The sequence below is a fragment of the Vibrio sp. Y51_MX_L26 genome (assembly GCF_024181935.1).
Classification (GTDB): domain Bacteria; phylum Pseudomonadota; class Gammaproteobacteria; order Enterobacterales; family Vibrionaceae; genus Vibrio; species Vibrio diabolicus.
The window spans coordinates 1-18,935 of the sequence record NZ_JAMZAS010000006.1; the positions used below are offsets into that span (position 1 = coordinate 1).

The 18,935-nt window shown below is 45.6% G+C and carries 18 protein-coding genes and 1 pseudogene; 10 read left to right on the plus strand and 9 right to left on the minus strand.

The window, feature by feature from the left end; genetic code table 11:
- Positions 1-120 precede the first annotated feature (120 nt).
- Positions 121-396, minus strand: a pseudogene (locus NL645_RS14120) (transcriptional regulator); the annotation flags it as partial.
- A 455-nt stretch (positions 397-851) separates the two neighbouring features.
- Complete coding sequence (locus tag NL645_RS14125) at positions 852-1,988, minus strand: MBL fold metallo-hydrolase (protein WP_253651960.1); 1,137 nt, start codon at positions 1,986-1,988, stop codon at positions 852-854.
- A gap of 180 nt (positions 1,989-2,168) precedes the next feature.
- On the opposite strand from NL645_RS14125, the gene NL645_RS14130 reads away from it, so the two are divergent.
- Positions 2,169-2,414 (plus strand): Rho-binding antiterminator, encoded by a 246-nt coding sequence (locus tag NL645_RS14130; RefSeq protein ID WP_005460845.1) that lies wholly within the window; start codon positions 2,169-2,171, stop codon positions 2,412-2,414.
- A 96-nt stretch (positions 2,415-2,510) separates the two neighbouring features.
- Here NL645_RS14130 and NL645_RS14135 read toward each other — a convergent pair whose 3' ends face one another.
- The 3 genes from NL645_RS14135 to ompW form a co-directional block, all read right to left on the minus strand.
- Positions 2,511-4,001: an MDR family MFS transporter gene (locus NL645_RS14135; protein ID WP_100088171.1), complete on the minus strand. Its 1,491-nt coding sequence runs from the start codon at positions 3,999-4,001 to the stop codon at positions 2,511-2,513.
- Positions 3,998-5,023 (minus strand): HlyD family secretion protein, encoded by a 1,026-nt coding sequence (locus NL645_RS14140; RefSeq protein ID WP_253651876.1) that lies wholly within the window; start codon positions 5,021-5,023, stop codon positions 3,998-4,000. The genes NL645_RS14135 and NL645_RS14140 overlap by 4 nt, the downstream gene beginning before the upstream one ends.
- A 214-nt stretch (positions 5,024-5,237) precedes the next feature.
- Positions 5,238-5,882 (minus strand): outer membrane protein OmpW, encoded by a 645-nt coding sequence (gene ompW, locus NL645_RS14145; protein WP_005391962.1) that lies wholly within the window; start codon positions 5,880-5,882, stop codon positions 5,238-5,240.
- A 496-nt stretch (positions 5,883-6,378) separates the two neighbouring features.
- Between ompW and NL645_RS14150 the strand changes: the two genes are divergently transcribed.
- From NL645_RS14150 to NL645_RS14160, 3 genes are read left to right on the plus strand one after another with little or no spacing between them, the layout of a single operon-like run.
- On the plus strand, positions 6,379-7,029 hold the full coding sequence (locus NL645_RS14150) for a Qnr family pentapeptide repeat protein (RefSeq protein ID WP_237311513.1): 651 nt from the start codon (positions 6,379-6,381) through the stop codon (positions 7,027-7,029).
- Positions 7,030-7,038: 9 nt separating this feature from the next.
- Entirely contained in the window at positions 7,039-7,350 is a 312-nt protein-coding gene (locus tag NL645_RS14155) for a cupin domain-containing protein (RefSeq protein ID WP_085344444.1), read from the plus strand.
- Between the two features lie 38 nt (positions 7,351-7,388).
- Entirely contained in the window at positions 7,389-8,009 is a 621-nt protein-coding gene (locus NL645_RS14160) for an HAD-IB family hydrolase (RefSeq protein WP_253651877.1), read from the plus strand.
- A 116-nt stretch (positions 8,010-8,125) separates the two neighbouring features.
- On the opposite strand, the gene NL645_RS14165 is transcribed toward NL645_RS14160, so the two are convergent.
- Together NL645_RS14165 and NL645_RS14170 are read right to left on the minus strand one after the other, a co-directional pair.
- Positions 8,126-9,304: a lytic polysaccharide monooxygenase gene (locus NL645_RS14165; RefSeq protein ID WP_253651878.1), complete on the minus strand. Its 1,179-nt coding sequence runs from the start codon at positions 9,302-9,304 to the stop codon at positions 8,126-8,128.
- 214 nt (positions 9,305-9,518) lie between these two features.
- The gene (locus tag NL645_RS14170) at positions 9,519-9,959 is read right to left on the minus strand and encodes an Lrp/AsnC family transcriptional regulator (RefSeq protein WP_005482841.1); all 441 of its coding nucleotides are present in this window, start codon (positions 9,957-9,959) and stop codon (positions 9,519-9,521) included.
- A 113-nt stretch (positions 9,960-10,072) separates the two neighbouring features.
- Here NL645_RS14170 and NL645_RS14175 point away from each other — a divergent pair, with 113 nt between their 5' ends.
- The 3 genes from NL645_RS14175 to NL645_RS14185 all read left to right on the plus strand — a co-directional run bounded on the left by NL645_RS14175 (position 10,073) and on the right by NL645_RS14185 (position 13,821).
- Positions 10,073-10,657 (plus strand): LysE family translocator, encoded by a 585-nt coding sequence (locus tag NL645_RS14175; RefSeq protein ID WP_006740964.1) that lies wholly within the window; start codon positions 10,073-10,075, stop codon positions 10,655-10,657.
- A gap of 256 nt (positions 10,658-10,913) precedes the next feature.
- Positions 10,914-12,836 carry a S9 family peptidase gene (locus NL645_RS14180; RefSeq protein WP_253651879.1) on the plus strand — a complete coding sequence of 641 codons (1,923 nt, stop codon included), beginning with the start codon at positions 10,914-10,916 and terminating at the stop codon, positions 12,834-12,836.
- Positions 12,837-13,047: 211 nt separating this feature from the next.
- Positions 13,048-13,821, plus strand: coding sequence for a siderophore-interacting protein (locus NL645_RS14185; protein ID WP_161445360.1), 774 nt, complete (start codon positions 13,048-13,050; stop codon positions 13,819-13,821).
- A 99-nt stretch (positions 13,822-13,920) separates the two neighbouring features.
- On the opposite strand, the gene NL645_RS14190 is transcribed toward NL645_RS14185, so the two are convergent.
- Both NL645_RS14190 and NL645_RS14195 read right to left on the minus strand, forming a co-directional pair.
- Positions 13,921-14,793 carry a LysR family transcriptional regulator gene (locus NL645_RS14190; RefSeq protein ID WP_020841645.1) on the minus strand — a complete coding sequence of 291 codons (873 nt, stop codon included), beginning with the start codon at positions 14,791-14,793 and terminating at the stop codon, positions 13,921-13,923.
- A gap of 80 nt (positions 14,794-14,873) precedes the next feature.
- The gene (locus tag NL645_RS14195; RefSeq protein ID WP_046875599.1) at positions 14,874-15,680 is read right to left on the minus strand and encodes an arylamine N-acetyltransferase; all 807 of its coding nucleotides are present in this window, start codon (positions 15,678-15,680) and stop codon (positions 14,874-14,876) included.
- A 293-nt stretch (positions 15,681-15,973) separates the two neighbouring features.
- Between NL645_RS14195 and NL645_RS14200 the strand changes: the two genes are divergently transcribed.
- The 3 genes from NL645_RS14200 to NL645_RS14210 all read left to right on the plus strand — a co-directional run bounded on the left by NL645_RS14200 (position 15,974) and on the right by NL645_RS14210 (position 18,930).
- Entirely contained in the window at positions 15,974-17,122 is a 1,149-nt protein-coding gene (locus NL645_RS14200) for an S-(hydroxymethyl)glutathione dehydrogenase/class III alcohol dehydrogenase (RefSeq protein ID WP_253651880.1), read from the plus strand.
- A gap of 61 nt (positions 17,123-17,183) precedes the next feature.
- Complete coding sequence (gene fghA, locus NL645_RS14205) at positions 17,184-18,023, plus strand: S-formylglutathione hydrolase (RefSeq protein ID WP_253651881.1); 840 nt, start codon at positions 17,184-17,186, stop codon at positions 18,021-18,023.
- A 451-nt stretch (positions 18,024-18,474) separates the two neighbouring features.
- Positions 18,475-18,930 carry a hypothetical protein gene (locus tag NL645_RS14210; RefSeq protein ID WP_005391987.1) on the plus strand — a complete coding sequence of 152 codons (456 nt, stop codon included), beginning with the start codon at positions 18,475-18,477 and terminating at the stop codon, positions 18,928-18,930.
- Positions 18,931-18,935 lie beyond the last annotated feature (5 nt).

Here is an 18,935-nt window from a genome sequence, read left to right on the forward strand (position 1 = left end):
ACTGCTGATAATTCATGGTAGTACTGCTTGTTTCTTTGGCGAGAAGAGCGTACCACTTTCAGCAGTTGGCTTCCTCTTCTACACCTTTCCATGAATGTCGCACTTATTATCTGAAATCGGGGGATATTGATGGAAAATCTCACTGTTGGTGTCGGTGATAAACTGTTCACTCTCTTGCTGCAGCTGCTTACCTCGCATGGATAACTCAACCAAATCCGTATCAAGGTGCGTGGCGTACAACAAGATTTTATCTAAACCAAGAGACGTATTGTGAAGCTGCCTTTTTATGGTAGAAAGCGGGATTCCAAGTCCAATAGAAAGCTCGGAATATCCAATGCCTTTTTCTTTTATTTTTTCTCGTAAAGCAGCAAGTAAATACGTTGCAGAATTATTCATCGAACAATGCCTGTATTTTATTTATTCAGCATCCATGATGATAAATTCAAGAGAGTCCTACTCTTGTGATTTTGGTCTCAATATTCTATCTTGTTGGCGTAAAACATGTCTTATCCATTAGATTTTTTACTTTTCTTTAACTGGATACATTTTACCCATCCAGAACAAGTTATAGCCATTGCTCTATGGGCTTATCAAGATAATAGTCAGTATAATTGTTTTGAAGAGTAAAATTAAGATGGCAAAGATTTTTACTAAAACTTTTCTGATAAGAGCGCAAATTTTCAGATGAAAAGTATCAAAAAATGACACCAATCGATTTATAAAAGCGTGAGATCACAATTGGAAAGTGAATCTATAGAAATTTTTAATTTCAATGACCAGTAAAATCCTTGTTATATTCTGAAAATAACAAGGTTAATTTCCAAAATAATTATTGAATTAAGATCATATTATTAAGTCAAAATTCTAGCTGGCTCACATATTTCTTTTTCTCGCCACCATTGTTTATTTATATGTTCTTGATGAACGTAAAAACTCTCCCCCGGCATTGGCGTCAGCAGCGTTATATGTTCTTTTTGACAATGGGCAAGCAAATCTAAAATCGGTTCGTCCCAGCGGTGAGTAAATAGCTCGTATGTAGCCCAATGTACTGGCAACAGTTGTTTCGCATTTAAATCGTGAAACGCTTGCACGGTATGATGAGCCTGCATGTGCCCCCAGTTTTCGACCGGATAACCTTGGCCTTTCACATCGGCAGCCACTTCCAAACAAGCAATGTCGATTGGTCCATATCGCAGTGCGATCTCGGAAAAGTGCGAATCGTAAGCTGAATCGCCACTAAAATAGAGCGTCTCTTCTTTTCCTTTGATGACCCAAGAAGCCCACAAGGTCGAGTTTTTATCGAAATAAGTACGACCGGAATTATGGTTAGCGGGCGTACAAATCAGTTCGATTCCAGCATAGTGCACGCTATCCCACCAATCGAATTCCACGATGTTGTCTGCGCAAACTCCCCACTTTATCAGATGCTTGCCAACCCCTAGGGGCACATAAAACGTCACGGGTTTATCGGCGTAGAAACGTATGGTCGATGCTTCTAAATGGTCGTAGTGATCGTGAGAAATCACGATGATTTCAGGAATCGGCAAACGATCTCTGGCATGGGTATTGGGAATATTGCGTTCAAACCACGCTTTTGCGATGAACGGAGAAGCGTAATCAAATACCGGATCGGTCAGAATTCGAATGCCATCGACCTCCACCAGTATAGTGGAATGGCCCAGCCAAGTAAGGCGCATCGATTCACTTCGCTGCGCAAACTGCGTGGGTTGAATTGGGGAATGTGGCAGATGTTCGTTAGGACTCAACGGCGTTCTACCACCAAGATAACTCCAACACACCTGCCAGAATGATTGCGGACTAGGCACATTTGGCATCTCGTTTTTAACGCGGCCGTTTTCAAATTGAGGCGAGTGGTGAACACGGTGCGCCAACTGCGCATGGTAGGTTTGAGGCGGAATCAGTGAACTTGGCTTTTGTGTCTTTTGTTCACTCGTTAGGTATGTGCGCTTAAGTATCGTCTCAGACATATCGTAGTTTTGTCTCGCTTGCGAACGCTCAACAGTAGGTTTATTAAAACGTGCGTGTATGTCTATTTCGTGACCAAAATGAGGTGTAAGATGAAGATTCAGTTTCAATCAAACGTCTTCTATTTAAGGATACGGTTCTCAAACCTTCTGAATACTGCGTCGGTTTGAAAGGAGAAAACTATGGTGACTTGCAGCCAATACGATTTTATTGAAATCGCCTGTATGTTTAAGCTCCCTATCGAGATCACACTAAAAAATGGTGAAACTCATCAGGGCAACGCGTTCGACACAGGCTACGACATGCAGCGACAAGAGTGCTTGTTTTTAGATATGGATGGTGAGCACACCGCTTTCCCGACTGAACAATTAGTCGCAATGCGCGCGCTCAAAGCCAATCCGCATTTTGACGAAGTGACGTTTGAGTAAACGTTCTTCTTTCACTGACGCCGTCCAATAAAAAACGCCTCTCAAGCTGACACAACTTGAGAGGCGTTCTCTTACACGGTTCACCTGAACTTGTTGTTATTCACGCGACCGGATGAAAACTAGCATCGGCATCATGATCACGAACATCACTCCCACAAGCTGGAAGGTGTGCACAAACGCGACCATTTGCGATTGCTGCTGCAACATCTGTTGGTATTGGTCTAACGCAACCGGGTCAGTAATGGAAAGCCCCTGATTGGCCGCCCAGTCATGCAAGTTGGGGTTATAAGGATTAATACCCTCTCCCAGCGCATGCCATTGCTGCTGACTATCTCGATATTGGAACGTGGTGGCGATAGAAATACCAAACGAACTACCAATGGTACGGAACAGATTGTAAATGCTCGCCGCCGCGACAGATTGCTCTTTCGGAATCGTTAAATACGCCAAGGTGGACAGCGTCGAGAAGGTTAAACCAAGCCCCATGCCCTGAATCATACTCGGCATCACAATCCAAAATGTATCGATCTGCAGTGAGTATTGCGTCATCAAATAACTACCAATCCCGATGCAGCTCAAGCCAAAGACTATTTTGATTCTGGGATCGAATTGCGGATTGAGTTTAATCACCAAAATCAACATCGCCGCTGACGCCAATCCACGCGGTGCCATTAACAAGCCAGTGGTTGAGACCGGATAATTCAGCAAGCTTTCCAACAACATCGGTTGTTGAGTCGTCAGACCAAACATCGCCATCGACACCACAGCAATCATCAGCGACGAGACCATAAGATTTCGGTCTTTAAGCAGCCATAATGGCGCTATTGGGCTTTTGGTTTTCCAACTGCGATGGATCCACATAACCAATCCCATGACCGCGAGCAATATCGCCGTCTGAATCATGCGTGAGTTGAGCCAGTCTTCTTCGTTCCCTTTATCCAACACAAACTGCAACGCGCCCACACCTAACGCCATGTAACCGATGATCCACCAGTCAAAGTTAGGTTTGGATTTGTTGTCGATGTGGATATAGCGATAAATCAAAGAGGTACAGATCAAACCGAATGGCAAGTTGATGTAAAAAATCCAGCGCCAATTGATGTTGTCGGTGATCACGCCACCCACGACTGGGCCCAAAATAGGACCAAGCAAAATGCCGATGGAGAAAATCGCCATCGCTTTGCCTTTTTGCTCGTACGGATAAATCTGCACTAACGTCGACTGCGCCAATGGAATCACCGACGCGCCGAAAGCGCCTTGGATAATGCGAAATAGCACCATCTCTTCAAGAGACTGTGCTTGCCCACAAAGCGCACTGGCAATCACAAAACCGATCACGGCAACCAGCATGACTTTGCGTTCACCAAAGCGAGACACCCAGAAACTGGTCATCGGAATGAAGATCGCTTCCGCCATGCTGTAACCCGTCAGCACCCAAGTAATTTGGTCTGCTGTTGCGCCCAACGCGCCCATCATGTGCGATAGCGACACGTTCGCAACGGTCATATCGATTAACACCATGATGGCAGAAAGCATCACGGCGACGGTGGCAATACCCCGTTTGTCTGCCGTAATTTGATGGCTCATTGCATGCTACTTTGCAAATCAATGGTGACTTCTGAGCTCGCACCCACGCGAAGTTGCGGCGCATCGGCTGGTACTTCTAATGCCAAACGTACAGGGAAACGCTGTTTGATTTTGACCCAGTTACCCGTTGCGTTTTCTGGTGGCATCAAGGAGAACGATGTACCACTCGCAGGCGACAGCTGTTCTACCGTTGCTTTCCACACCACGTCTGGGTACATATCAATCACCACATCCGCATGCATGCCAGCTTTAATATGAGTAAGATCGGTTTCTTTAAAGTTCGCGCGTACCCAATAGCTGTCTTTTAAAATCACAGGGAACAGCGTTTGACCCACGCTAACGACCGAGCCTACGTGCGTATTGATCTCACCAGCAATGCCATCCACTGGTGACGTAATGTCGGTGTAACTCAAGTTCAGCTCCGCTTGCGCTAACTGTGCTGCCGCTTGTTGAACAACCGCAGCCTCTGCGCCTTCTTCACCACGGTTCGCAATGGCTTTTTCTACCGTCGCGCGCGCTTGCTCTAGGCTCGCTTGGGCATTAGCAAGTTTGTTTTTCGCCGTATCTAAATCTTGGTCCGACGCCAGTTTGCGTTTCACCAGTGAGTCTGTACGTTTGTACTCCACTTGCGCTTCTGTCAGGTTAGAGCGCGCCGCATCTAAGCCCGCAACGGCTTCAGTTACCTGCTTATCGGCAACGTCATGTTGCTGGACCGCCAATTGGTATGCCGCTTTTGCTTGCTTCACTGCCAACAGATATGGGCGTGAATCTATCTTCAGCAGTAGGTCACCTTTGTTAACAGATTGGAAGTCTTTGACATCTACAGAAACCACTTGGCCTTTTACTTGAGGCGCTACCGACAAAATTTTTGCCCTAACGTAGGCATCTTCCGTGCTTGGATGACTGTCTGAATACTGCCAAGACCAATACATCGCACCAAATGCGATAACACAGAGAGTAAAGAAAAGAGTTTTTACCAGCTTAGATCTGGAGGAAGAATGCTTCGCGATGTCGCCGCTCATTTATATTGTCCACTTGTTCAATTATGTGATCAGTGTAGGACTTTTCGATCTTCCGACAATAAAATGATCTGCAAGGTAAAGATCCAATTTTGCATGTTGCTAAGTGGAGTAAATGATGTGCAATCAAAACGAGGATAAAAAAGAGGGGCAGTCCCCGTAACCGCCCCCAAAGTCATGCCAATAATAGTAATGTGCGTGTAACTACTGGTTTTTCTTAGAACTTGTAACCGCCGCTGATCATAAATACCCAAGGGTTAATTTTGACGTCGGTTTTTTGCTTCGCTCCACCTGCTTTGTAAGTTGCTTCTGTTTCAATGTTTGCGTACCACGCAGCAGCGTTGAGGAACCATTGATCGTTGATCATGTAATCCACACCAATATTCGCTGCTAGACCGAATGAGTCATCCAACTTAAGATCTGAAAGACCAGCGCCTTTACCCGTGCTATTGAACCCCTCATCAAAGAACATGGTGTAGTTGAGACCTGCACCAACATATGGACGGAACTTACTTTGTGGCTCGCCAAAGTAGTACTGAACCATAAGCGTTGGTGGAAGGTGTTTGGTGTCCGCGATATCACCAAGACCTAACAAATCTGTTGAGATATCGTGGCTGAATGGTGTTGCTGCTAGAAGCTCTAGGCTGATGTTATCTGTGAACATGTAGCCAAACGTCAAACCAAGTTGCGTATTTGAATCCACTTTCAATTCTTCTTGAGAACCAAGAATCTTATCGCTGCTGTCATTTGGAACGACAGACGCCGCACCAACACGAAGAACGAAGTCACCTTGTTTATGAGCGAAAACACTTGGTGACACGAGTGCAGCAACCACTGCTAGACTGCAGATTGTTTTTTTCATTTTTTATTTCCTTTTATAGGGCTTCGTTATGTCGTACCCAAAGGTGTGCCTGCTGACTGGCCTTAGATTTCAAGTAAACTCAGCGCCTTGAAGCACACGGGCATCTATATTTTTTTGAGCTGCGCGCAATCTAGCACATAGAAACCCTACTATTTTGATGGAAATCAATTTGTGAAAAATATAGGTTTTTTGTATAGAGAAACGCCATACTGATCAACAAATTATGCAAATCGGATACAATTCTGTAATGCAAACTGTGCGTGTGAGAAGCCATGCCTACTCAAAAATACGAATCCTCTCGCTAGGGCTCGTAGCCAGCAAAAACTTTTTTCTTCCTCTACGTCTTCTATTTTCAAAAAACAACCCACTTAAAACGCTCGTTTGACCCCTTAAAATTGCGATTTGAGGGGTTTGTAAAGCACTGAAATACAAGAAGTTATTTTTCTGGAAAATCAGTCACTTGGAGTGCTAGTCTGCTCGCAGCTAAGGAGAAGATATGTTAAAAACCGATCTCATTTTTGAACGAGAAAACTTTTCTCACCACGATTTTCAGAATGCCACCTTTAAAAACTGCCACTTTTATATGTGCAGTTTCGACCATGCCGATCTGCGCGATGCTAAGTTCATCGACTGTCGCTTTATCGAATCCAAAGCGCTAGAAGGGTGTAGTTTTCGCTTCGCGAACTTAAAAGATGCCAGCTTTACGAACTGTATGTTGGCGATGAGCCTGTTTAACGGCGCAAATTGTATGGGCTTGGAGCTGCGTAAGTGCGATCTCAAAGGGGCAAACTTTCAAGGTGCGAACTTTGCCAATCGCGTCAGTAACACCATGTTTTTCTGTTCTGCTTTTATTACTGGCTGCAACCTCACCTACTGTAACTTCGAGCGAGTGTTACTAGAAAAATGTGACCTCTTTGAAAACCGTTGGAACGGTGCGAACCTCGCAGGGGCAACTCTCAAAGGCTCGGATTTATCTCGCTGCGAATTCTCGCCAGAACAATGGGGAACCTTTAACGTTGAGCTGTGTGATCTGACTCATGTCGAACTAGACGGGCTGGATGTTCGCCGCGTTTCTCTGTTTGGTGTTAAAATTTGTGATTGGCAACAAGAGCAATTGCTTGCGCCTTTTGGACTGATCATTATCTAAGGAAAGGCCATGAACCTGTTTAAAGACTTACCGAATAACCTCGACGAGGAAGTGTTCGAAGACCTGCTGACCCACAAAAACCTGCGTATAGAACGCATTGTCTCAACAGGGCAAACCTCGCCCAAAAGTGGCTGGTACGATCAAGAAGAACATGAATGGGTATTGGTTCTTAAAGGAGCTGGAGAGCTGACTTTTGAATCAGGTGTAGTGAAACGACTTGAGGCAGGCGATCACGTTACGATTCCAGCTCATACCAAACACAAAGTGAGCTGGACAGACCCAACGCAAGAAACCATTTGGTTGGCAGTGTTTTATCAATAAACACAAAACGATCTTAAATCGAAAAATAGGCGCTGAATTTGCTCGATACTACCAAGCCGTCACTGGCACTGTTTGATTTTGATGGCACCATTACCCGAGAGGATATGTTTAGCCTTTTCCTCCACTATTCTGCTTATGGCCTGCGCAAACGAGTAGGAAAGGTCGCTATCATGCCATTTTATGCGCTGTACAAACTCGGAGTGTTACCCGCTCGTCTTATGCGTCCGCTCAGCAGTTTTATTGCATTTTCAGGGAAAGAAAAGCAGCAAATTGAAGCGATTGGCGCTCAGTTTGCCCATGAAGTGATCCGGCTGTACTTACGGCCAGAAGCGATGGAAAGGTTGGCGTGGCATCAACACAGAGGCGATACCATTGTGGTGGTGTCGGCATCACTCAATGCGTATCTCAAGCCTTGGTGTGAAGCGAACGGTTACCGCTTGCTGTGCAGTGAACTGATCTCAGAACAGCCAAAACTGAGTGGCTTTTACCAGCAAGGTGATTGCAGTTTAGAAAGAAAAGTCTCGCGCGTTAAGGCGGCGTTTTCGCTCGACGAGTTTGAGTCTATTTATGCCTACGGTGATACACACGAAGACATTCCGATGCTCAAACTGGCAGACTACGCGATGCTCAACTGGATCGAGTGGAGAGCAAGCGAATAACTATATGTGCTCTGATTTTCAAGACAACCACTCCGCCAAAGTGGTCGTTTTAGACTGAAAAAACAAACCCTTCTCACATGAGAAGGGTTTTATTGATCAGGGCCCGAATAAATGGCTTAACGCCATACACCCCATTGACCCGTTGTGCCTGGTTCCTCACCAGACGTCCACCACTGAGCGGTCCATTCTTTGCCGTTGTGCGTCACCACATCACCTTGGTTGTAAACGGCCGTCTTGTCCCACAAGTTGGTTGGCTCAACTGGTGGAGGTACATCCGCTTTGATCAGTGACAACGCATAACTGAAGTCTGCACTTGGCGCTAATACTTGGTTCGCATTCACGTTCTTACTATCGAACATGTAGTGGTTCATCTCTTGATGCCAAATGCCCACATACCAATCGCCCGTTTGCTGCGCGTTAAATTGATCCGCAATTTCTGCCGCCCAAGTCGTCGTATTGTTTGCGCTGATTGGCAGTGAAATATCAACAATTTCATTGCCTGTCGCATTAAACGTACGGAAACGGATGGTGTCACCCGCTTCTACTGGTCCAAAACCTTGCTGAACAAAGTAGCCCAGAGATGTCAGATTGTTGCCCGGTTCGGTTGGATCAACGGGGTCAGTCGGCGGCGTCGTACCTGTTCCGTTTAACGTAATGTCACTACAGTTGTAGAAACCTTCACCAGCGACATCAATGCGCTGCCAACGAGTATAAAGCACCGCATCGCCGGAGCGATCGGCAGGGAAAGTGACTTGAATACGGTAGCGTTTTTCCGCATCAACATACACATCACCTGCGGTGTCGATCAGCTCTAAATCACTCCAAGTAAGCGGTTTTGAATCATCATAGGTCTGCTTGGTGAGATAGAATTCCCAGTATGATGGGTTGTGCGGCGCCTTGCCGTAAAACACCAATTCAATCTGGTTATTTGCATCTGGCGTAACATTGGTGCGCTGCCAGTTTGGAGAAGGAATGTTCAAACCTTTCTTAGCGGCATCGCCGGCAGAACACAGTTCGCCGTCACGGACTACGGCTTTAACATGCTCCATATCTCGGTAATTTGGTACGTTTGCTGCAATTTCACTGCGTTGCACAAACGGGTAAGCACCAGATTCTTCAAAAGCCGCTTTACACGCTTGGTTGGGGATCTCATTGGTCCAAAAACCACCGTCTAAATAACACGTATTCTGACGAGCACTTGGAAATTCTACCCAGCCGTGGGCGTTGACGTTAAATGAGCTCAATGCGGCAACAGCGCTTAAGCTCAAAAGAGGAAGTGTTACATGTGATTTCATCGTTCATCCTTAAATTTGCTGACTCGCCGCTCATGAACACAAGCGGTTTAAGCAAAACTAGCAGGATGAGATTATTTCGAAGGTGAGAATAAAGGTGGAAATTGTAAGAGTGCCATCTGCTTTCCAGCATTTGTTGTGTACTTATCTCATACTCGACTGACTCTTTCGAGTCACTTCAAATTCATGTGCCACAAAAACTGTCACTCTCGTTTGGCTAGCGCTCGTCTTTTGGTGTGTCCATCACCACCATGGTTGTGATCGACTTGACGTGTTCGCACTCACCCAACACATCAGCATGAAACGCTTTATAAGCGGCGAGATCTTGCGTTTCCACACGCAGCAAATACTCGTTCGCACCAGTGATGTTGTGACATTCCACCACCTCGTTTACAAAACGCACATGCTCTTCGAAACCCAACTGCGCCTGCTTAGAGTGCGAGGCCAAACCAATAGACACGTAAGCGACAAAACCCACACCAAGTTGCTGATTATCCAGCACCGCTCGGTAGCCTTTGATCACGCCTTTACGCTCTAAATCTTGCACTCGGCGTAAGGTTGCAGACGGAGATAAACCAACGCGTTCCGACAGCTCCACATTGGAGATTCTTCCGTCTCGTTTGAGCACTTGCAATATTCTTTCGTCAAATCTATCCATGATGATGTTTCATTGCTTATTTAGTTTCTAATCATCAAATAAAAGCACAATATTGACCTCAGTTCTACTTATAGTTGTTCTCACTTATCGAGAACTGATTCAAGGAACAATCTATGGAATATCATCAACTGGGCGCTTTGGCGTTGTTCGCTTTTGTCTCCACTTTTACGCCGGGTCCCAATAACATTATGTTGATGACCTCAGGGGCAAATGTTGGCTTTAAACGCACCATTCCACACATGTTGGGCATTACCTTCGGTTTTGGTGCCATGCTAATTTTGGTGGGCATTGGCTTGATGAGCCTCTTCAACGCTTACCCGATTACTCACTCCATTTTGAAAGTATTGAGCTTGAGTTATTTGCTGTACTTGACGTACAAAATCGCCACGAGCGGCAAAACCGAAGCAAAACACGATTTTCGCCCAATGTCTTTTTTAGGGGCGGTGGCATTCCAGTGGGTGAACCCAAAAGGTTGGTCGATGGCGTTGACGGCCATTACGGTATACACCAGTGGCGGTTCTTGGCTTGAACTGACTTTTATCGCCGGTATCTTCTGTTTAGCTAACTTGCCATCGGTAACATTTTGGACCGCGGCAGGCATGCAACTTCAACGCTGGTTGACCACATCTAGGCGTGTAAAAGGGTTTAACTATGGGATGGCAGCGCTTTTACTGCTGTCGACTATCCCAATGATATAGAAGACAAAATAGCCGTAAAACCGTGATCTAATACAAAGTTCAGGTAGATACTGAATCAATAATCACAATCTAACGCCACTTTTGGACAATGCCAGGGTCATAGTAGCGAAGCAATGCGCTATTTATTAAAAGCACACTAATCATAAGCCACAGCTATTTTTAATGTTCGTTGCTTGATCGCAGTAACTGCGATGAATCTATCACCCTGGCCAAAAGCTCATGAGCTTAAGGTCTTTTACACAAGGAGCGTTACACAATGCACACTCGCAAGCTTATTCTTGCTGCCACTTTTGGATTATTATTGGCGGGTTGCAGTCAAACATCCACCACAACCAATGCTGAAGTCATTCCACCCGAGTATCCAGTGGATTATTTCTTTAAAAACAGCGAAGTTTCTAGCTATCAAATCTCTCCTGCTGGTGACTACATCTCAATGATGAAGCCATGGCAAGACCGTAAGAACGTCTTTGTTTATCCCACAGATAATCCCGATCAGATAAAACGCGTCACATCCGTAACAGGGCGTGACATCGCATACTACTACTGGGTTGGCGAAGACACCGTAATTTACTCTCGTGATACGGGAGGAGATGAGAACTTTTATCTCGTGACGGTTAATGTCAAAACAGGCGAAGAGAAAACCATCACACCGACATCCGGTGTTGTGGCATACGTCATCGACACACTAGACAATCAACCCGATGACATTTTGATTTCGAGTAACGAGCGTAACCCACAAGTCTTTGATGTTTATCGACATAATCTAAAAACAGGCGAAAATACTCTCGTCGCGCAAAACCCGGGCACTGTGCGCTCATGGGGTACCGATCACGATGGCAACATTCGTGTCATCACCACATCAGATGGTGTTAATACCTCCGTTTTATATCGCGATACGGTTGAAGATGAATTTAAGCCGCTAAAGAATCTCACTTTCAAAGAGAGCTTTAGCCCCATTTCATTCACGCCGGATAACAAAAACTTATATGTGGCATCACGAATTACGCGTGATAAATCAGCCATCGTTGAATACGATGTAAAAGCCAATAAAGAAATACGAGAAATCTTCTCTCACCCGGAAGTTGACGTGAATAGCGCTCATTACTCTGAAGCGCTTAATAAGCTGGTTTCAGTCTCTTACGTGACAGATAAAAACCACTATCACTTCTTAGATGATTCCTACCAACAAACCTTCGAACGCCTCTCAGAGAAACTGCCAAATGTAGAAATTTCTGTAACTAGTGCGACGCGAGATGAAAGTAAAATGATTGTCGTCACATACAGCGATGTCGATCGACCAAATTACTACTTCTACGATCGTAAAGCAGACAAATTGGAGAAATTGGCAGAAAACGCTCCATGGCATAAGCCAGAACATATGGCGAAGATGACGCCTATCCAATACACCGCTCGCGATGGAGAAACCATTCATGGGTACCTAACGCTGCCGAAGGGTCAAGAGGCCAAAGATCTGCCTTTGCTTGTGCTCCCGCACGGCGGTCCATGGGCTCGTGATCACTGGGGATTTCAGCCTGAGGTACAATTATTCGCTAACCGTGGTATCGCGGTTCTGCAAATGAACTTCAGGGGATCAACTGGTTATGGTCGCGAGTTTTGGGAGAAGTCGTTTAAGCAATGGGGACAATCCATGCAGGATGACATTACCGACGGTGTCAAATGGGCTACTGAACAAGGTTACGCACAAGATGGCAACGTATGTATTTATGGTGCCTCTTATGGCGGCTACGCAACTCTGGCGGGGGTGACATTCACTCCTGATTTGTATAAGTGCGGAATCGACTACGTTGGCGTATCTAACTTATTTACCTTTATGGACTCCATTCCACCTTATTGGGCACCATTCCTTGCAATGTTACACGAGCAAGTAGGCAATCCGAATGATCCTGAAGACGCGAAAATGATGAAAGCCTACTCACCAGTGTTCCATGTCGACCAAATTAAGGCACCTTTATTGGTCCTACAAGGTGCACAAAATCCACGCGTGGTGAAGAGCGAGTCAGACCAAATCGTTGATGCACTGCGCGAACGAGGCGTCGAGGTCGAATACATCGTGAAAGAAAATGAGGGGCACGGATTCCGCTCTTTGGAGAACCGTCTTGATGGTTACCAAGCGATGGATAGATTCCTAAAAACACATTTACTTGAGCAGACTCAGTAAGCCTTTACATCGTTAAGTTCGAAAGGGCATGTTAGCGTGCCCTTTCTTATTTTTTCTACGTATTTTGCTCGACCCAGTCCCCAGTACTACTGCAATACTCCAATAATCCAGCTCAATTCACAGTGTAAATTTATATAAAGACACTACCCTCTTATGAGAGATCTTGATAACCTTAAATGAGAAAGAGAATAATTATCGAGTAGAGTCAAAGATGAAGAAGAAGCCTCAACCTAAAACGATTGTTGTCACAGATACAGAGACAATTACCCCAAATATGCAGCGTATTACTTTGCAAGGTGAAGCGCTAAGCCAGTTTCCACGCGACTGCGAAGGTAGCTACATCAAGCTATTGTTCAATGAGATGGGCGGTACCGATTTGAGCACGCTAAGCGACGATAACCGACCATTAATGCGAACCTATACTATTCGTCGTTTCCATCCGGAAACACACACCATCGAAGTCGATTTTGTCCGCCACACCACACAAGATTTACAGTGTGGCTTTGCCGCGCGTTGGGCGATGGCCGCACAAAAAGGCGATACGATTAATATCGTAGGTCCAGGCAGTATCTCTAATTTGAATACCGAGGCTGACTGGTTCTTTATGGCCGCCGATATGACAGCACTTCCTGCTCTTTCAGCGAAAATTCGTACGCTACCAGAAGAGGCAAAAGGCTACGCCGTGATCAGTGTGGTGTCTGCGGCCGACATCCAGCCTCTGCACGCACCAGCTGGTATAGAGCTAATTTGGCTTACAGAAGGTCAAACCCTAGCAGAAGCGGTACGCGAACAAAAATGGCTAGATGGGGACGCCGCAGTATGGTGTGCCTGTGAGTTCGATTCAATGCGCGCGCTACGCCAATACTTCCGCAACGAGAAAGAAGTTGATCGTGAAAATATCTACATCAGCAGCTATTGGAAACAAGGCGTGTCGGAAGACGGGCACAAAGTGATTAAACGTGAAGACGCGGAATCCAATCAATAGTGGTTCATGTCTTTTCGATTCCAGCTCTCATCCTAATAAAAACGCCCAGCATTACCGGGCGTTTTAGCAACATACCTTGTAATGAGGCACTTTAAACCGCTAATCAACAAGCTCTTGCGCCAAAAAGTCGATCAATAACCGCACTTTTGGCGACAAATTGCGACTTTGCGGATACAGCGCCCAAATGCCTTCGCGATCATCGCGGTAATCGGTCAGCACCTCGACCAACTCACCACTGTCTAACGCCTCTTGCACGTAGTAGTCCGGCAGCTGCACTAAACCCAGACCGCGTTTCGCTGCGTCCACCAAAGCAAAACCGCTGTTGCATTTAATCCTTCCCGACACGCGCAAAGACTTATCGCGTTTATTTTCTTTAAAGTGCCAATAGTCGACAGAGCCAACCAAGCACTGATGCCGTCCCAATTCCGACAACGTATGTGGCTCACCAAAACGCTCCAAGTACATCGGACTGGCACACACGTAGGTTTGACGTGAGGAAAGACGCTTGGCGATCATGCTGGAATCTTGCAAGCGGCCAAGACGAATCGCTACGTCCACACCTTGCTCAATCAAATCCAGCTTTTGGTTGGTCAGCACTAAATCAAGATCCACACGCGGGTACTTTTCCAAAAACTGATGCAAAAGCGGCGCGAGGTTCATTTCCCCATACGTCACAGGAGCCGTCACGCGCAGCAAACCGCGCGGTTCGGTCTGCATTTGCGTTACAGCAAGCTCGGCCAGTTCTAACCCTTCCACCAAATGTTTACACTGCTGGTAATAGAGTTGTCCGGCTTCAGACAGGGAGACTTTTCGCGTCGTGCGATGCAGCAATTTCACCGCAAGTCGTTCTTCAAGTGCCGATACCCGACGACTGATTTGTGCCACCGATGTTTTCAGCTTAGCTGCTGCTCCGGTAAAACTGTTGGTTTCCGCCACAGCAACAAATTCGCTGACCCCTTCCCAATTCGCCATGCTGTATTCCTGTCGACCTCTTTTAGACAAATAGTGATGAAAATGTTCTCGTCGCGCTACGCTTTGAAAACGGGAGAATTTTACGCATCAGGCAACGGACGAAGATCGCCGTACTGCGCATCAAGTTCAATGCCGAAGTATTCTTTCAATGCATCCAGATAGGCTTGGCCTGGCTCTAACTCCAATTCTGTCTGCTCACCTTGGCTGGTGTATTTGAGTGTGTAGTTAAGCAATGTCACCAACCCACTTTCTGTTGCTTTCGCCGCAACTCTTGCGCTGGTAAAACGCGAGTGAGGAGAAGTGGAAGTAAAAAAGTTGCCACACGCGATATCACCCGCAAACACAAACTCTAAATCGAAGCTATAAAGGTTGTTCCACGTGTCCGTTCCGTCCGTTGACAACACTTGAAGGAAGTAACCAAACTGAGCATCTTCGACAAAGCGGAAGGTTTGTAAATCCGTTTGAATCACTTGGTTGAGGATAAACGGCAATGGCGCGCGCGGCGTATTGGAGCCAAAGCCCACATCGACAATCCATGCTTGTTCATCCAGCGTTACCAACGTGATTTGATGACTACGGCCAGTTGGTGTGCCCGACACATGCACACGCCCTAGTAAACTGCGTGCTTCAAATCCGAGAGTATTGAGTACCTCAAGCATTAAACCATTCAATTCAAAACAGTAACCACCGCGAGAGTGATACACCGTTTTTTGAATGATGTCTTCAATCTCAACAGAGATGCCGCGCTGCAACGCAATATCAAAGTTCTCAAACGGCAGGCTGCGGTGCTGTGCCACGTGTACTTTATGTAATGTTTCTAAATCGGCAGGTAGCTCTCTTGGCAAACCGAGCTTGGTTAAATAGGCATTCAGATCCGTCTTGTTCATAATCACTCTTACTTCGCTGATGGGTTGATTGCGTTCTACTCTAGCCCCTCTACCTAACTTCAGGTCAACTGCCTTTTCCGCTTTCCCTTCCGCTTTGAGGAGGCATCACACTCTTGTTGTCCACTCACCTTAACATTATTACGTATATGTAAAAATCATTTTCAAAATGGACGGATTATCATTTTTATTGAAACACCTAGAATGGATACCAGCAAAACGACGCAGCGCAGTAAGCAAACCTTAACTACGCTTATTACGTCACTCCATATACTGAGAATATAAAGGAAAATCCAATGACTGTTGAAATCAAACCTGGTCAAACTCACATCAAATCCAAGGCAATGGTTGCATGGGCCGCTGGCGAACCACTGAAAATGGAAGAAGTGGATGTACAGCTTCCTAAAGCGGGTGAAGTGCTAGTGCGCATCGTCGCAACAGGTGTTTGTCATACTGATGCGTTCACTCTGTCAGGCGACGATCCAGAAGGCATCTTCCCTTCTATTCTTGGTCACGAAGGTGGCGGTATTGTTGAAATGGTGGGCGAAGGCGTTACCAGCGTTGAGGTTGGCGACCACGTGATTCCTCTTTACACCGCAGAATGTGGCGAGTGTAAGTTCTGTAAATCGGGCAAAACCAACCTTTGTCAGGCCGTGCGTGAAACACAAGGTAAAGGTCTGATGCCCGATGGTACAAGCCGTTTTTCTATCAACGGTGAAACCATCTTCCACTACATGGGTTGTTCTACTTTCTCTCAGTACACGGTACTCCCTGAAATCTCGCTAGCGAAAGTAAAGAAAGATGCACCACTTGAAGAAGTGTGTCTGTTAGGTTGTGGCGTAACAACCGGTATGGGCGCAGTTATGAATACGGCAAAAGTTGAAAAAGGCGACACGGTTGCGATCTTTGGTCTGGGCGGCATCGGTCTTTCAGCGATCATCGGTGCACGCATGGTGGGTGCAAGCCGCATCATCGGTATCGATATCAACGAAAGCAAATTCGATCTTGCAAAACAGCTAGGCGCAACCGATGTGATTAACCCACAGAAATTCGACAAGCCTATCCAAGAAGTGATTGTTGAAATGACTGACGGTGGTGTTGACTACTCATTCGAATGTATCGGTAACGTAAACGTGATGCGTCAGGCACTTGAGTGTTGTCACAAAGGTTGGGGTGAGTCGGTGATCATCGGTGTTGCGGGTGCAGGTCAGGAGATCTCAACTCGTCCATTCCAGCTCGTAACTGGTCGTGTATGGCGTGGCTCGGCTTTCGGTGGTGTTAAAGGCCGCTCTGAGCTTCCAGAAATCGTAAACCGTTACATGGCTGGTGAGTTTGGCTTGCAAGAGTTCATTACTCATACAATGGGATTGGCTGACGTAAACAAAGCGTTTGATCTGATGCACGAAGGTAAGAGCATCCGTACTGTTATTCATATGGATCAATAATGCTGCCTCAGGCTCTCCTTTTGGGGAGCCTGAATTCATTCTGTTGTTAGAGAGTTTATTCATGACCATTGAAAATGTAAGCCAGGCCAAAGTGTTTGGCGGTTGGCACAAACAATATACACACGAATCCAAAGCCCTAAACTGCACGATGCGCTTTGCGATTTTCTTACCACCGAATGCCACTAAATCGAACCCCGTACCCGCTTTGTACTGGTTGTCGGGCTTAACCTGCACCGATGAAAACTTTATGCAGAAAGCGGGCGCATTTCGTATGGCGGCCGAGCTTGGCATTGCGATCATTGCACCAGACACGAGTCCAAGAGGCGAAGGTATCGCTGACGATGAAAACTATGACCTGGGTAAAGGAGCTGGCTTTTACCTTAATGCGACTCAAGCACCTTGGTCACTGCATTACTTCATGTACGATTACGTGACTAAAGAGTTACCAGAGATCATTGAAAGCAATTTCCCTGTCTCAGAAGTAAAATCCATTTCTGGGCACAGCATGGGAGGTCACGGAGCATTAACCATTGGTCTGAAAAACGCAGAACAATATCGCTCAATATCGGCGTTTAGCCCTATCTGTAACCCAGTCCAATGCCCTTGGGGACAAAAAGCCTTTACTGCTTACTTAGGCAAAGATATTGAGAGCTGGAAACAATACGATGCAAGTGAGCTTCTCAAGCAAAAACAATCACCACTTCCTATTATGGTTGATCAAGGTGATGCTGATGGCTTCCTCAACGAGCAACTTAGGCCAGAAGCGCTGGTTGCTGCAGCAAAAGTGCATGATTCAAACCTGAACTTAAGAATGCAATCTGGTTATGACCATAGCTATTATTTCATCTCAAGCTTTATTGACGATCATCTCAACTTCCATGCGAAGTATTTGTTTGCCTAATTCATAGAAGTAACTTGATGAATTAAAAAATAAAGTCACCTACCTAGGTGGCTTTATTTTTGGTGCGCATTAACATACCAATCTTAAATAACATTGGAATAAAGATAGAGAACAATGTAAGGATGAAATCGGATTTGCTTGTACCTCAATCATTAACCCTTCTAATTCTCATTCACAATACAATTCATCGGTTGAAAATAGGATTAATTTCCATTAAAAATCTGCGAACTGACACGAATTCGTTATAGAGCGAAATAATAACGCATATTTCTGACCTTTTAATTAAGAAGTCACTTAATAACCTTGACGTACAGTAAACCGACAGTTACTTTTCAAACATAACATATTATAAAATCTCATCCGGTTGGCTCTATTATTACAATTACAAATAAAGTACCGCTAGCACCTTTGTCCTAGCTCAGCAAAAAGAATAAAACTCAAAGGGCATATGATGAAAAAGATAGTCGCGCTAGGTCTGTTTTTTGTTGCGCCATTCTTATCTGCAAGTACGATCGTATTTAGCAGTAGCCAACAACCTAGTGTCACATTAAAACTGGAAGAGATTCAATCTTTACCAACCACCAGCTACACAACCACGCTGCCTTGGATCCCTGCTTCTTCTGAATTTCTTGGGGTCAAACTTAGCACGCTCCTCACCCACGTCTATGGCAAAGTGCCAGAACAAGTTGATGTCAGTAGCTTGAATGACTATCACTCGACACTGTCTCGACAAGACATTCTTAGATACCAACCAATACTGGCTTACCAACAAGATCAACACTATATAAAAGTCAGGAATAAGGGGCCATTTTGGGTAATATACTCTCTTAGTCTCTATCCTGAGCTCAACTACAATAAATATCACGCGCAAATGGTCTGGCAAGTAAATGAGATGAAAGCAAAATAATAAGA